Raw genomic sequence first — 13,669 nt, forward strand, 5'->3', positions numbered from 1 at the left:
ATCAGTTAAAAACAATAAAATTAGGAGGTAAAAATTATGATGCCAGTAATGAGAAGTAACAGTTGGATTCCTAGTGTATTCAGTGACTTGTTCGATACCGATTTCGTTCCAAAGAGCAATTACACAGCACCAGCTATCAACGTAAAAGAGAGCGACAAGGCCTACACAGTAGAGCTTGCAGCACCGGGCATGAAGAAGGAGGATTTTAATGTTCACATCAACGACGAGGGAAACCTGATTATCAAGATGGAGAGCAAGCAGGAAAAGAAGGATGAGGATAAGAATACACGCTACCTGCGTCGTGAGTTCTCATACTCTAAGTTTGAACAGACGCTGATTCTCCCTGATGATGTGAAAAAGGAGGACATCAAGGCGCGCGTAGAACATGGCGTTCTAACGGTAGAGTTGCCTAAGGTGGTTGAAGAGAAAGTTAAACTATCGCGACAGATAGATATCGCATAACAGGAAATGTGGTTAACAAGTGTTAACCACATTTCCTGTTTTAAATAATAATTTGTATATTTGCACCCGTATTATATTTAATTACTACACCTATGGATATTTGGCAGATTATCGTTGTGTTTTTGTTGCTTGTTATAGTAGTGGGTTTTTGTGTACTTCGTAACTATTATCGGTTGTTGTTGCGAAAGGAGGTCGATCGTGCGCGTCGCTCAGAGCATCTCAAGACGGTTTTTCTTGCTAACGTAAGTCACGCACTGCGTAATCCTCTTAATAACATTATTTCCAAGAGTAATGATCTCCTCACTACAGGGGTGGAGAATACAAAACCAAACCAGCTTACTGATTCGCTAGCCCAGATCAACAAGGATGGCAATCAGCTGATGTATTTTATTTCGCAGTTACTTGAACTTTCTAATTTCGAGAGTGGTTTACAAACCTTCACGCTTATCGAAGTTAATCTGGCTGAACTTATGGCTAGCTATCGTCGTGAGGCTCAACGCAATGTAGCCCCAAATGTGGCGGTCTATGTTCGCAGTAAGTTATCGCCTCATTGTAAAGGTACTCTCGATACCAACCTGATGTATCAGCTTATGATGCACCTATTGCAGAATGCCATTCGCCATACCACCGAAGGCTCTATCAGTATCGTTTATGAGGCTGAGCGCGATGGTCTTCAGGTTAGTATCATCGATACTGGCGATGGTGTTCCGCAGAAGTTCCATGGCAATATCTCTAACGTTCTTCAGGGCGATGAGTCGCTCAATATGTTTAATAAGAATTCTGGCTTGGGTTTGTCTATTTGTAAGGCTATCGTAGATGGCATGAATGGCGAAATCTCACTCAAGTCTGAAGAGGGTAAGGGTACCACCGTTACTGTTTATTTCCCATGCCGTCTACGCGATAAAAAGAAAGGACTGTAGCCCTTTTTTTATATTTTTCTTGTAATTAGTGCATTTCGTGCCTATTTTTTCGTACCTTTGCGGCGATGTTTGATTAATCGACTGAATGATGATGGATAAAGCAAAAATAAACGAGACGCTGCGTAGGAATGTGGCGGAGTTGTCGAAACAGACCGAAAAAGAGGTAAGCATGATGCCTGCCACAGTAGCACCGTTGCCATCGGTAGAGATGGTGAAACGCATTGTGGCATTGGTGAAAAACATTATATTCCCCGACTATTTTGAGAAACGACAGCCTGACGAGGCTATACGGGCATACCACATAGGCGTGGCAATGGAAGAACTGGCTAAGCTGCTTACCAAGCAGATAGCACATGGACTGCAGTTCTGCGAGCATTGTGAAGGCGAGCGCACTAAGGATCAGGTGTATGGCGAGGCAGAGCAGAAGGCCTTGTCATTTATCGATGCGCTGCCTGAGATTAAAAGACTGCTGTATACCGATGTACAGGCGATGTTTGATAATGACCCTGCCGCACCAAACTATGGTGAGGTAATATTCTGTTATCCGTCAATGAACACGATGACTCACTATCGTGTGGCTCATAAACTACATCAGCTAGAAGTGCCTGTTATCCCTCGAATCATCACTGAGCTGGCTCACTCTAAGACGGGTATCGATATTCACCCAGGCGCACAGATAGGCGAGTATTTCGCTATCGATCACGGCACGGGTGTGGTTATTGGCGAGACTACTATTATTGGTAATCACGTTACGTTGTATCAGGGTGTGACACTTGGTGCCAAGAGCTTTAAATACGATGAGAACGGAAATATGCTGAATGTGCCTCGACACCCGATTATCGAGGACAATGTAACTGTTTACTCTAACGCTTCGATTTTGGGTCGCATCACCATTGGACACGATTCTACCATAGGTGGTAACATCTGGCTTACACATAGTGTGCCGCCAAACTCACGCATCCTGCAGAGTAAAGCCATCGACGCAGGTTTCGAAGCAGGAGCGGGGATATAAAAGAAAACAGAGGACTAAGCCTCTGTTTTCTTTTTTCCAAATTCTGGGTCTATCTTGAGTAGCGACGAGACGATGTACGTCATGGCGCAGCACCCTACTACGATGAGGAAGAATACCTGGTAGCCAACCGACTCCTGCAGGGCACCTGCAAAGAGTCCGGGAATCATCATCGACAGGGCCATGAAGGCTGTACATAGTGCATAGTGGGCCGTTTTGTGCTCACCCTGGCTATAATATATAAGGTATAGCATATAGGCCGAGAATCCGAATCCATAGCCGAACTGCTCAAGGAAGATGCAGATGTTGATTATTAACAAACTAGATGGTAGTGCATAAGAGAGGTAGACATATACCAAGTCGGGTATGGTGATTGCCATAACCATAGGCCATAGCCAACGCTTCAGTCCGTCTTTACTAGCTACGATACCACCAAGAATACCACCAAGGGTGAGTCCGATAACACCAACGGTACCTTGAACCATACCAAACTCAACATCCGAAAGGCCCAGTCCACCGTTACTTATTTTGTCAACAAGGAATAAGGCCGACACCTTGGCCAGCAGTCCTTCTGGCATACGATAGAACAGCATGAAACAGATGCCAACCCAAACCTGTGGCTTCTGGAAGAAGGTTACTAACGTTTGCCAGAACTCGTTCACGATATCTTTTGCAGTTTTCTGTATGCGATTGTTGTCCTCGCTGGGGCGAGGTAGTGCCCAGCTGTGGTATAACCACAAGGCGATAAAGAGGCCTGCAATCAGATAGAACACCAAACTCCAGGCATAGGCTATGCTACGGGTTAGCACCTGCAATACACCTGCCAGTCCCACCAATAATCCTGACGAGAAAATGGTGGCTATACGATAGAACGTGCTTCGAATGCCTACGAAATAGGCCTGCTCGTGTTGCTCCAGTCCCAGCATATAGAAACCATCTGCTGCAATATCGTGGGTGGCACTACTAAAGGCCAACAGCCAGAAGAATGCCAACGAACCTTGCAGCCACCACGGGCCGGGTATGGTGAATGCTACACCCGCCAATGACGCAGCTATCAGTATCTGCATGGCAAGAATCCACCAGCGTTTGGTGCGTAGCATATCAACAAACGGACTCCACAGGGGTTTGATAACCCATGGCAGATATAGCCACGAGGTATAGAGGGTGATGTCGGCATTCGATAGTCCGAGACGTTTGTAGATGATAACCGAGATGGTCATAACTGCTACATAGGGCACGCCTTCTGCAAAGTAGAGTGTGGGCACCCAAGCCCAGGGTGAACGGGTTTTATTCATATAGTTTCTTGATTTCAGCATTGCGATAGTAGAATAACAGTATCTCGTCGTAGGGGTGTCCTTGTTCGCCCATCACGGCGGCACCTATCTGGCATAAACCTACGCCATGCCCCCAACCCCTACCGTGAAGGATGAACTTGTCGCCATCCTTTTCAACATCAAAGGCTGAAGAGTATAAGTGGCTCTCGCTGAGGGCGCGTCGTATCTCGAGTTCTTTACCAATGGTAAATGTCTTCTTGGTGCCCACAATCTTAAGTTTCCAGATGCGGCCACTCTTGCCACGCTCCACAGGAATGAGATCTACAATCTCGCCGAAGTCGTCTTTTAGCTTTCGATTGACTAGTTCCGATAGTTCGGCCTGAGTGTATTTCACCTCCCAACGGTAGAAGTCGGGAGTTTCCTGATCAAAGTCGTTAAGTACTTGCGATAGGATATGCTTGTCGCTGGTGTTGCAGTATGGATCCTGGAATGATACCAGATAAGGTTTCGGGGTGTCCTCCCAACAGTATTGGAACTCTTCTGTTACACCACCGCAGCATTTCGAGAAACGTGCGTCGCATATCTCATCTCCGTACATCAGTACCTGTCCGCGCGTCTGACTGATGGCCTCCTCAACGTGGGTGTTGTTGGCACGTGTGATGCCTTGATAGCGCTGGCAGTGGTCATCGGCACACACGTCGAATATGGTGTGGTCTTCGCGATCGTACCAGCGGATAAACTCGTTGTCGCTCTTGGTGAACGAGAAGAAGTTGTCACCTCCGCTCTCGTGCTGTTTACGCTTCTCAATCTGTGCCAGCAGCCACGAACGTGAGATAACGGCATGAGCTTTGAGAAACTCCAGACTTGATGTTGAACTCATCTCGCTCGAGATAACGCTGGTCAGGTATTTTTCTACAGGCAACTCGTTGATTGCTACAATCTTGTCGGCCTCTACCACAATGCGCAGTGTGCCCTCAAATGTCTGAGTTTCTTTGCGCTCCCAATGGAAGTTTACGCCTATGGTAACATCGTTAAGCGAGAACGATGCGTCTTCGGCTTGTGGGGTAAAGGTGAGGTTACGATACTGAGTGCCTCGCCATAAGATTCCACCCTCGCTGAATTCAACCACTTGATCGCCTGTTATCACTTCGCCTTTAGCTACGTATGGCTTGTTAAGACTGAATGATATCTTCTCGCCACTCACGATGCCAACGGTAACATTTGGCTCTTTTTTCATTGAACATTGACCATTGACCATTGAACATTGGGTGGCTTTGAGGCGGTCGATAACCTGCTGGAGTTCGTTTGGCTGCAGCGATACTTCGTTGAGTATGCCGAGTGCCACCTCTGGGGTTATACGTTCAAAGTCCTCCTTACGTGGAGTTACAATGAAACCTGCCATATCAAGTGCTCCAGGCGAAATGATATACTGGTTGCATCCCTCAGCATAATAGCAGTCGGGGCGATGTTTTTTGCGGGGGAACACCACCGAATAGTAATCGGTATCGTGGCGCCAGCTAACAATGTTCAGCATGGGTTCCGGTTCACCCTCTGGCACTGGTAGTGCTTCGTATAGACGGATAAATAGTTGCTCGTCGCTATACTCCGACTTGCTGTGTATCAGCAATGCCGGGCAAGGGTACTCTTCTATAAGTGAGATGCCTTCCTCGTCGTTGAGATTGAGTATGGGCTTCAGATTGCGAGAAAGTCGCTGCCATGCCGTCTGCAATGGTAACACTCCTGACGTGCCTGCCTGGAAATGGGCATGGTCAGGGGCCGATGCACCACACTTAGGTCCGTTGTAGAATACCATCATGCTTGGGTATTCGTTCAGCAGTCTGTGAATCTCGCTGTACGAGTTGCGAATCAGCTGAGGTTCATGTTTCACAGATGGTATAGTGAAGTGTATAGGCAGTATGGGGTAGGGGTTTACCAATAAGTCGTATTGCCCGTCAATAGGTTTCTTTACCTGTTCTTTAGGACGGTTTTGTTCGCAAAGGAAACAGGGGCGTTCTGCTAGTGTCTGTTTGTCAATCTTTGCACCTGTTGATACGATTCGGGCGGGGTTGAACTGCACCTTCATCGTTGATGTGCCCACAACCAGCTCGCGTGTCTTAACATTGCGCAAGTCTTGATAGCGCTGGCGTGCATCGTCCCACTTCTCTAACTGACGGTTAAAGAATCGCATCAGTGGCGAGTCGTTTATCAGTTCCTGCTTACCTTGTAGCATCTGCTGGCGGGCCATAATTTCGAGTGAACGTAGCTGGTCCTTATACAGATTGTTGGCGTTTACCTTATCAATCGAAAGGGCGGCATCGCTGTTTCCACCCCAGCGGCGGCAGAGATAAAGCTCGGTAAAGATGCGGCCAATACGATAGTGGCGTGAGAAGATAAGACCTAAAGCATAGTCCTCGCCATAGCTGGTATTAGGGAATCCAACCTGACGTAGCAACGGCGTAAAGAAAGCACGTGGCGCACCAAGTCCGTTAATGCGCAGAGCATTGTTAGGTCCGTTCTCATCGGTCCATTCGGCGTGGTCAATAAGTCCTGGGGGTAGTGTGTTCAGATCGAAGTCACACATGCGGTATGAACCTATCACCATAGCAGCGTTCTGCTTGTAGAATGCATCTACAATCTGTTGCAGGGTCTTTGGCGACGAATACAGGTCGTCGGAGTCAAGTTGTACAGCAAAACGTCCGCATCTGTCGTCGTGGATAGCGGTGTTCCAGCATCCGCCAATGCCTAGGTCGTAGCGATCGGGTATGATATGTATCAGTCGCTCATCATGGAATCCACGCAGTAACTCGGTTGTCTTGTCGGTAGAGTGGTTGTCTACCACAATCACGTTGAATTTGAATTTTGTCTTCTGACTGAGTGCGCTGTTCACTGCATCACAAATGGTCTTCTCGCGATTGTAAACCGGAATCACCACCGATGCCTCGACATCGAACTCCTGCTCGTTGAAGTCAGGACGGCGATAGAACGAAGGATCGATCTTGGCGCCTATGGCGGCCAGATGCGCTGTAGCAGCATGCTCCATCTCAATCTGCACTTCACGATTGCGTGGGTTCACATAGTCAAACTGCTTCTCGCCCGATGCACGAGTGTCAGTTTCCTGCTCAGTGTACAGTTTCTCGTTGATGTGGAAAATGCGACCTTCGCGACTCAGAAACAGACGCAGGGCATATACCGCAGCATACCGGTAGTCGTGTTCACCAGCCTGCATAGCGAATGTGTGTAGCAGTGATGTCTTGACTAAGATAAGTGAACCGAGGTCGAAATCATCGCGAATGCTACCTATCTGATAATCGATAACGGGATGTGGCTGCAGCTTGCCGTCTATCAGGTCGTTGTGGTCTGCATAGATCATGGCAGCATCCGAATCGCTGGCTATACGCAGCATGCGGTCTAGTGTGCCTTTGGCCATCTGTATCTCTCGTGGTCTTATCTGCAGTAGTGCATAGTCGGCTTTTGCATTCTCGGCTATTGCCATCAGTGTGTTGCTACTAGTCAGGTCGGCTACTACTATCTGCTGGCAGTCGCAAAGTGCACCATCCAGTTCGCCAAGTGGTTTGTTTACTAGCAGATAAATATGTTGTATCGTCTTGCTGCCCTTTATCTGGGCCACAACGTTGCGGGCCGACTCCAGGTCGTTGCAAGGCAGGAAACAATCTATTTTTTCTCTCATTCTGTGAATAATTGTTTTATTGCAGGGCAAAAGTAGTAATATTTTCCGAGAAAACCATATTATTCAAGTTTTTTTTCTACCTTTGCAGGCAAAAAGTAAAGATGTACGACGAAAAGAAGGTGTTATTAGGCATGTCGCTTGCTGAATTGCAGCAGGTAGTGGCTGATTTGGGTATGCCCAAATTTACCGCCGGCCAGATAGCTAAGTGGCTCTATCAGCAGCATGTAGCAACCATCGACGAGATGACTAATCTGTCGAAGGCTAATCGTGAAAAGCTGAACGATAGCTTTCAGGTGGGCAGCATGGCGCCTATTGATTGCCAGAAGTCGAAAGACGGCACCATCAAATACCTGTTTCCAGTTGCCAGCGGACATTTCGTAGAAACGGTTTACATCCCCGATGGCGATCGTGCCACACTCTGTGTGTCGTGCCAGGTGGGCTGCAAAATGAACTGTCTTTTCTGTCAGACGGGAAAGCAGGGCTACGAGGGCAGTTTGAGTGCTGGCGACATCCTGAATCAGATTTATTCGCTGCCTGAGCGTGAAACACTTACCAATATTGTGTTTATGGGTCAGGGCGAGCCTATGGATAATCTCGACGCTGTACTACGTGCTACCGAGGTGTTGACCAGCGATTATGGTTACGCCTGGAGTCCACGTCGCATCACCGTTTCGAGTGTAGGTGTCAAGAATAAACTGAAGCGTTTCCTCGATGAGAGCGAGTGCCATGTGGCTATCTCGATGCACTCTCCGCTGCCTGAACAGCGCCAGCGCCTGATGCCTGCCGAAAAGCAGATGTCGATTACCGAGGTGGTCGATCTGTTGAAACAGTACGATTTCAGTCACCAGCGCCGTTGTTCGTTCGAGTATATCTGTTTTGCAGGTCTTAACGACACCACCACCCATGCTCGCGAAATCATCAAACTGTTGCGCGGACTGGATTGTAGGGTAAATCTGATACGATTCCACGAGATACCAGGTGTAGATTTGCCTGGAGCTGACGAGAAACGTATGGAGGCACTGCGCGACTATCTGACAGCCCACGGCGTGTTTACCACCATCCGTGCCAGTCGTGGTCAGGATATCTTTGCAGCATGTGGACTGCTATCGACTGCGAAGAAGAATGAGATTGAACATTGAATAACTGAAATATAAATGGAGAATAGAAAAATTCGCGTGGCAATCACGCATGGCGACACCAACGGCATAGGCTATGAGGTCATCCTTCGAGCTTTCGAGGATCCCATGATGCTGGATATGTGCACACCTATTATTTATGGTTCGCCCAAAGCAGCAACCTTCCATCGTAAGGCGCTGAACATAGAAACCCAGTTTACCATCATTAAGGATGCTGAAGAGGCAAAAGACGGCAGAGTGAACTTGTTGGCCGCCTTCGATGAGGAGGTGCCTGTAGAGTTTGGTAAGCCTACCGAGGCTAGCGACCGTGCTGCCAAGCAGGCTGTAGCCCGTGCTAAGGAGGATATGCAGAAGCATCTGTACGATGTGCTGGTGCTGGGGCCGGTAGTACCTAACCCCAACCCCCATCGCGAGGATAAGGCACTCACCATTATGCTCAGCGATCGTGTTCGTATTGGCTTACTTACCAACCATCTGCCCATCAAGGAAGTGGCACAGGCCATCAGCATCGAGAAGATAGTTGAGAAGGGAAAGATTTTCTTTAATAGTTTGAAGCGCGATTTCCGAATCAATAATCCTCGTATCGCTGTGTTGGCACTTAATCCGCAGCCAGGTACCGAGGAAGAGCAGATTATCGCTCCTGCTATCGAGGAACTCGAAAAGCAGAATGTTCAGGCCTTCGGTCCATACGCTGCCGAGGAGTTCTTTGCATGTAACAATCACGAGCAGTTTGATGGCATACTGGCTATGTACGACGATCAGGGCATGCTGCCATTCAATTCTCTTGCTCCCGAATTCGGAGTAAAGCTCAAGGCTGGTATCACAGCCATCTGTACCACTACCGACCACGGTCCTTCGTTCGAGATTGCAGGTCAGGGTATAGCTGATCCAACATCGCTACGTCAGGCCATATATGCTGCGGTAGATATGTACCGCCATCGTAAGGAGTACGACGAGCCAATGGCTAATCCTCTGCCCAAGCTCTATCATGAGAAGCGTGAGGATGGCGACAAGGCCCGTTTTGCTATGCCTCGTGCCAAGGACGTATTTAAGTAAACTAGACAAGCAATAAATGAATAAAAAGTACCAGAACTACTTTTTCCTTTTCGGATTGTTAGTTCTCGTCATAATGGCCTCCCAGCTTGACTTCCGTCAGGCCTGGGATGGCATTCGGCATGCAGGCTATTGGTTTGCCAATGTACTGGTGCTATGGGCATTCCTTTATATGATCAATACCGCCTCGTGGTATCTTATCATCAATACCATTGGCAACGAGCAGGGCGTTTGTCGTAAGTGCAAGGTTGGCTTCTGGTGGCTCTATAAGATTACCATCTCTGCCTTTGCTCTCAACTATGCCACACCTGGCGGACTGATGGGTGGCGAACCCTATCGCATCATGTCGCTGTCGCCCAAGATTGGTGGACAGCGTGCATCGTCGAGTGTCATTCTGTATGTGATGACGCATATCTACAGCCACTTCTGGTTCTGGCTGCTTAGCGTACCTCTTTATATTATTACACAGAAGATGACACCGCTTAGCTATATCCTGCTGCCCATTATTGCCGGTATAGCATTGTTGGCCATCTGGTTCTTCCTGCGTGGTTATAAGCGCGGCATTGCCATGACGGGTATGAAGATTCTCAGCCATTTCCCCATGGTCAAGAAGTGGGCACAGCCTTATATCGAGAATAATCGCGAAAAGCTGGCCGAGGTCGATCAGCAGATAGCAGCTCTCCACAATCTGAATCCGCACACGTTCAAGGCTGCGGTTATTCTGGAGTTGCTGTGCCGTTTGGCGTCAACCTTCGAGATATATTTTATTCTGCTTGTGATAATGCCCGAGGTAACTGTTCCTCAGTGTATATTGATCTATGCCTTCACCACGCTGTTTGCCAACATGCTGTTCTTTATGCCGTTGCAGTTGGGTGGTCGCGAGGGCGGATTCCTCATGAGTACCGAGGGCCTTAGCATGACAGCCAATGCAGGTATCTTTGTTGCCCTGCTGGTACGTGTCCGTGAGCTGATTTGGACTGCTATCGGACTGCTTTTAATCAAGCTCGATAAGAAAGATAAGTAATTTGCGTTAAAAATCTGCCAAAATTGCAGATGTTTCAGAAAAAATATGTAATTTTGTCAGCTCAATGAAGACAAGTGAACTTCAAAACATCAAACAGCGGTACAACATCGTAGGCAATTGCGATGCTTTGAACCACGTGCTCGACGTAGCCCTTCAGGTTGCGCCCACCGATCTTAGTGTGCTTATCGTGGGCGAGAGCGGAGTGGGTAAGGAGATTATTCCCCGTGTCATTCACGATAACTCTCCTCGTCGCCGTGAAAAATACTTCGCCATCAACTGCGGATCAATCCCCGAAGGTACCATCGATTCCGAACTCTTTGGACACGTCAAGGGGTCGTACACAGGTGCTATCAACGATTCACCTGGATATTTTGGTGTGGCCAATAAGGGTACATTGTTCCTCGACGAGGTTGGCGAGTTGCCTTTGGCTACTCAGGCCCGATTGCTGCGTGTGCTCGAAACAGGCGAGTATATCCCTGTGGGAGCCACCGAGGTTCGCAAGACCGATGTACGCATTGTTGCCGCTACTAACGTTAATATCCGTCAGGCCATCAGCGAGGGTCGCTTCCGCGAGGACCTTTACTATCGTCTCAACTCTATACCCATCCAGATGCCACCTCTGCGCGAGCGTGGCGAGGATATCATATTGTTGTTCCGATTGTTTGCTTTGCAGATGGCCGAGAAATATAAGATGGACCGCGTGGCGCTCGATGAGGGTGCCAAGCAGTTGCTGATGCACTACAAGTGGCCGGGCAATGTGCGCCAGCTTAAGAATATCACCGAGCAGATCAGTGTTCTCTCGCCCGAGCGTAACATTACGGCTCAGGTGCTTTCGCAATTCATCCCTCAGGATCAGGAGTCAACCCAGTTGGCCACCATTCACCGTGAGGGTAGTGGCGATCATAGTTTTGAGAACGAACGCGAGATTTTATATAAAATCCTGTTTGAGCTGCGTGGTAACGTAAACGACATGCGTCGCGAGATGAGTGCGCTGAAGAAACAGCTCGCCGATGTGCAGACCGCCAAGCCTGCCACCATCGACCCTATGCCTGCCGCCACCACACTGCCCACTGTCTCACCCGCTCATCCTCTCGCCTCCTCACCTATAGCGTCTGTCGAGGATGCTTATGCCGAGGAGTATATCGAACCCGAGAAGGAGCTTGAGAGCCTGAACCTCAATGATCTTGGTAAGCAGATGCTTGAAAAGGCCCTGGAGCGTAATCATGGCAACCGCAAGAAAGCAGCCCAGGAACTGGGCATTAGCGACCGAACCCTCTATCGCAGACTGAAACAATATGGGCTGGAGAAGTGAATAGTGAATAGTGAATAGTGATGAATAAGATATTGATAACAAAATATGTCAGAAAGTGGATGGTATACATTGGTGTGATACTATTCACTATTCACTGTTCACTATTCACTACATCTTGCTCCGTCAGCTATAAGTTCAACGGTGCCAGCATCGACTACTCGCAGACCAAGACCATCCAGATTGCCGAGTTCCCCATCCGTAGTAGCTATGTATGGGGTCCTATGGGTCCGATGTTTAATAATCAGCTTAAGGATCAGTTTGCCAACCACACCCGCCTGGAGCAGGTTAAGCGCAATGGCGACCTTAAGATTGAAGGAGAGATTACACGCTACGAACAGCGCAACAAGAGCGTAAGTGCCGAGGGCTATTCGGCAATGACTGAGCTCACGATGACTGTCAACGTGCGTTTTACGAATAACAAGAACCACAATGAAGATTTCGAGCAGCAGTTCTCTGCCTCTGCCAGCTACGAAACTACTCAGTCGCTCAATAGCGTTCAGGAGGAGTTAGTAACTCAAATGGTGAAGGACCTCTGCGACCAGATATTCAACAAGACCGTAGCCAACTGGTAAACCGCATATGGATAGAATAACGGAACTGATAAAACATCCGGAGAGGATGGACCGCGACACGCTCTACGAGTTGCGCTCCTTGTTGGCTCTCTATCCCTATTTCCAGACGGCCCGTTTGTTGATGCTTCAGAACCTCTATCTGCTTCACGATGCCACCTTCGACGAGGAGCTGCGTCGCGCTTCGGCCTATATCACCGATCGCCGCGTGGTGTTCAAGATGATCGAGGGGCGCCACTACGAGTATCGCAACATGATTCCGCAGAAGCAGCAGGCAGCTAAGTCAAAGGTAGCCGATAACGAGGATCGTACTGCAACGCTTATCGACAATTTCCTTGATCAGATTCCTAAGGATTATGTCGAGGAGACTGAACGTAAAGCCAAGCGCAAGCCCACCCCTGCCGATGCTGCTGTCGACTATATCAGCTACCTTGTTGAGGCTGAGCCAGATGGTGGTCAGGAGATGCCTGGCGAGGTACCGCAAATGCCAGGTCAGGACCTTATTGATTCGTTCATAAATGATGACAAAGGCAAGTTTATTCTCAGCGATACGCCCGAGTATCGTCCTGAGCCTCAATCAGAACCCGAAAATAGCGAAATTGAGGTAGGTGGAGAGTTTTTTACTGAAACTTTGGCACGAATTTACATCAAACAGGGTAGATATTCGAAAGCTTTAGAAATAATTAGGCGTTTAAGTTTGGATAATCCGAAAAAAAATGCTTACTTTGCAGATCAAATACGTTTCTTAGAGAAATTAGTGATAAATAATAATAAAAATAATAAATAAAAAAATGTACACATTATTTGTAATTCTTATCGTGATTGCAGCACTGCTCATGATTGGCATTGTGCTCATTCAGGAGTCAAAGGGAGGCGGTCTGGCTTCTCAGTTCTCAGGTTATAACCAGATTGGCGGTGTTCGTAAAACTACCGACTTCATCGAGAAGGCCACTTGGTTCCTCGCTGGTTTCATGGTTCTCGTTAGCGTATGCTGCGCATATGTAGCTCCTCAGGCAGGTGGCGAGAGCTCAGTAATGGAGAATTATCAGGCTCCTGCAACCAATCCTAATAACCTTCCTGGTTTCGGTGCCAGTCAGCAGCAGAAGGATGCAGCTGCTCCCGCAGCTCCTGCAACCGAGGCTCCTGCAGCTCCCGCAGAGAAGAAGTAGTTGTTTTTCCCCCTAAGTTAGGGGGAATCCAAAGGGGTCTGAACAAGCGCATA

The 13,669-nt window shown here is 48.2% G+C and carries 12 protein-coding genes; 10 read left to right on the forward strand and 2 right to left on the reverse strand.

Annotation, left to right across the window (positions count from 1 at the left end; all coding sequences use genetic code 11):
* Window positions 1-36: 36 nt before the first annotated feature.
* The 3 genes from BUB86_RS12475 (at window position 37) to epsC (ending at window position 2,394) form a co-directional block, all read left to right on the forward strand.
* Window positions 37-462 carry an Hsp20/alpha crystallin family protein gene (locus BUB86_RS12475; protein WP_175549498.1) on the forward strand — a complete coding sequence of 142 codons (426 nt, stop codon included), beginning with the start codon at window positions 37-39 and terminating at the stop codon, window positions 460-462.
* Between the two features lie 92 nt (window positions 463-554).
* Window positions 555-1,382, forward strand: a complete 828-nt coding sequence (locus BUB86_RS12480; protein ID WP_073210019.1) for a sensor histidine kinase — start codon at window positions 555-557, stop codon at window positions 1,380-1,382.
* Between the two features lie 91 nt (window positions 1,383-1,473).
* A complete protein-coding gene (epsC, locus tag BUB86_RS12485; protein ID WP_073210187.1) occupies window positions 1,474-2,394 on the forward strand; it encodes a serine O-acetyltransferase EpsC in 921 nt (306 codons plus the stop codon).
* 14 nt (window positions 2,395-2,408) lie between these two features.
* Here epsC and BUB86_RS12490 read toward each other — a convergent pair whose 3' ends face one another.
* Together BUB86_RS12490 and BUB86_RS12495 are read right to left on the reverse strand one after the other, a co-directional pair.
* Window positions 2,409-3,707, reverse strand: coding sequence for an MFS transporter (locus BUB86_RS12490; protein ID WP_254795163.1), 1,299 nt, complete (start codon window positions 3,705-3,707; stop codon window positions 2,409-2,411).
* Complete coding sequence (locus BUB86_RS12495) at window positions 3,679-7,353, reverse strand: DUF4922 domain-containing protein (protein ID WP_073210024.1); 3,675 nt, start codon at window positions 7,351-7,353, stop codon at window positions 3,679-3,681. The genes BUB86_RS12490 and BUB86_RS12495 overlap by 29 nt, the downstream gene beginning before the upstream one ends.
* 101 nt (window positions 7,354-7,454) lie before the next feature.
* Between BUB86_RS12495 and rlmN the strand changes: the two genes are divergently transcribed.
* The 7 genes from rlmN (at window position 7,455) to secG (ending at window position 13,616) form a co-directional block, all read left to right on the forward strand.
* Window positions 7,455-8,492 carry a 23S rRNA (adenine(2503)-C(2))-methyltransferase RlmN gene (rlmN, locus tag BUB86_RS12500; protein WP_073210026.1) on the forward strand — a complete coding sequence of 346 codons (1,038 nt, stop codon included), beginning with the start codon at window positions 7,455-7,457 and terminating at the stop codon, window positions 8,490-8,492.
* 15 nt (window positions 8,493-8,507) lie between these two features.
* Entirely contained in the window at window positions 8,508-9,545 is a 1,038-nt protein-coding gene (locus BUB86_RS12505; RefSeq protein ID WP_073210029.1) for a PdxA family protein, read from the forward strand.
* Window positions 9,546-9,561: 16 nt separating this feature from the next.
* Window positions 9,562-10,566 carry a lysylphosphatidylglycerol synthase transmembrane domain-containing protein gene (locus tag BUB86_RS12510; RefSeq protein ID WP_073210031.1) on the forward strand — a complete coding sequence of 335 codons (1,005 nt, stop codon included), beginning with the start codon at window positions 9,562-9,564 and terminating at the stop codon, window positions 10,564-10,566.
* Between the two features lie 64 nt (window positions 10,567-10,630).
* Window positions 10,631-11,878, forward strand: coding sequence for a sigma-54-dependent transcriptional regulator (locus tag BUB86_RS12515; protein ID WP_073210033.1), 1,248 nt, complete (start codon window positions 10,631-10,633; stop codon window positions 11,876-11,878).
* Between the two features lie 59 nt (window positions 11,879-11,937).
* Window positions 11,938-12,450, forward strand: a complete 513-nt coding sequence (locus tag BUB86_RS12520; RefSeq protein ID WP_073210035.1) for an LptE family protein — start codon at window positions 11,938-11,940, stop codon at window positions 12,448-12,450.
* 7 nt (window positions 12,451-12,457) lie between these two features.
* The gene (locus BUB86_RS12525) at window positions 12,458-13,234 is read left to right on the forward strand and encodes a tetratricopeptide repeat protein (protein WP_073210036.1); all 777 of its coding nucleotides are present in this window, start codon (window positions 12,458-12,460) and stop codon (window positions 13,232-13,234) included.
* Between the two features lie 4 nt (window positions 13,235-13,238).
* Entirely contained in the window at window positions 13,239-13,616 is a 378-nt protein-coding gene (secG, locus tag BUB86_RS12530; protein WP_073210038.1) for a preprotein translocase subunit SecG, read from the forward strand.
* The last annotated feature ends 53 nt before the right edge of the window (window positions 13,617-13,669 follow it).

The sequence above is a fragment of the Xylanibacter ruminicola genome, from assembly GCF_900142525.1.
In the GTDB taxonomy this organism is placed as follows: Bacteria; Bacteroidota; Bacteroidia; order Bacteroidales; family Bacteroidaceae; genus Prevotella; species Prevotella ruminicola_A.

Coding starts and splice junctions, on each gene's coding strand:
- BUB86_RS12475 (WP_175549498.1), top strand. CDS start 37: ATGATGCCAGTAATGAGAAGTAACAGTTGGATTCCTAGTGTATTCAGT.
- BUB86_RS12480 (WP_073210019.1), top strand. CDS start 555: ATGGATATTTGGCAGATTATCGTTGTGTTTTTGTTGCTTGTTATAGTA.
- epsC (WP_073210187.1), top strand. CDS start 1,474: ATGGATAAAGCAAAAATAAACGAGACGCTGCGTAGGAATGTGGCGGAG.
- BUB86_RS12490 (WP_254795163.1), bottom strand. CDS start 3,707: ATGCTGAAATCAAGAAACTATATGAATAAAACCCGTTCACCCTGGGCT.
- BUB86_RS12495 (WP_073210024.1), bottom strand. CDS start 7,353: ATGAGAGAAAAAATAGATTGTTTCCTGCCTTGCAACGACCTGGAGTCG.
- rlmN (WP_073210026.1), top strand. CDS start 7,455: ATGTACGACGAAAAGAAGGTGTTATTAGGCATGTCGCTTGCTGAATTG.
- BUB86_RS12505 (WP_073210029.1), top strand. CDS start 8,508: ATGGAGAATAGAAAAATTCGCGTGGCAATCACGCATGGCGACACCAAC.
- BUB86_RS12510 (WP_073210031.1), top strand. CDS start 9,562: ATGAATAAAAAGTACCAGAACTACTTTTTCCTTTTCGGATTGTTAGTT.
- BUB86_RS12515 (WP_073210033.1), top strand. CDS start 10,631: ATGAAGACAAGTGAACTTCAAAACATCAAACAGCGGTACAACATCGTA.
- BUB86_RS12520 (WP_073210035.1), top strand. CDS start 11,938: ATGGTATACATTGGTGTGATACTATTCACTATTCACTGTTCACTATTC.
- BUB86_RS12525 (WP_073210036.1), top strand. CDS start 12,458: ATGGATAGAATAACGGAACTGATAAAACATCCGGAGAGGATGGACCGC.
- secG (WP_073210038.1), top strand. CDS start 13,239: ATGTACACATTATTTGTAATTCTTATCGTGATTGCAGCACTGCTCATG.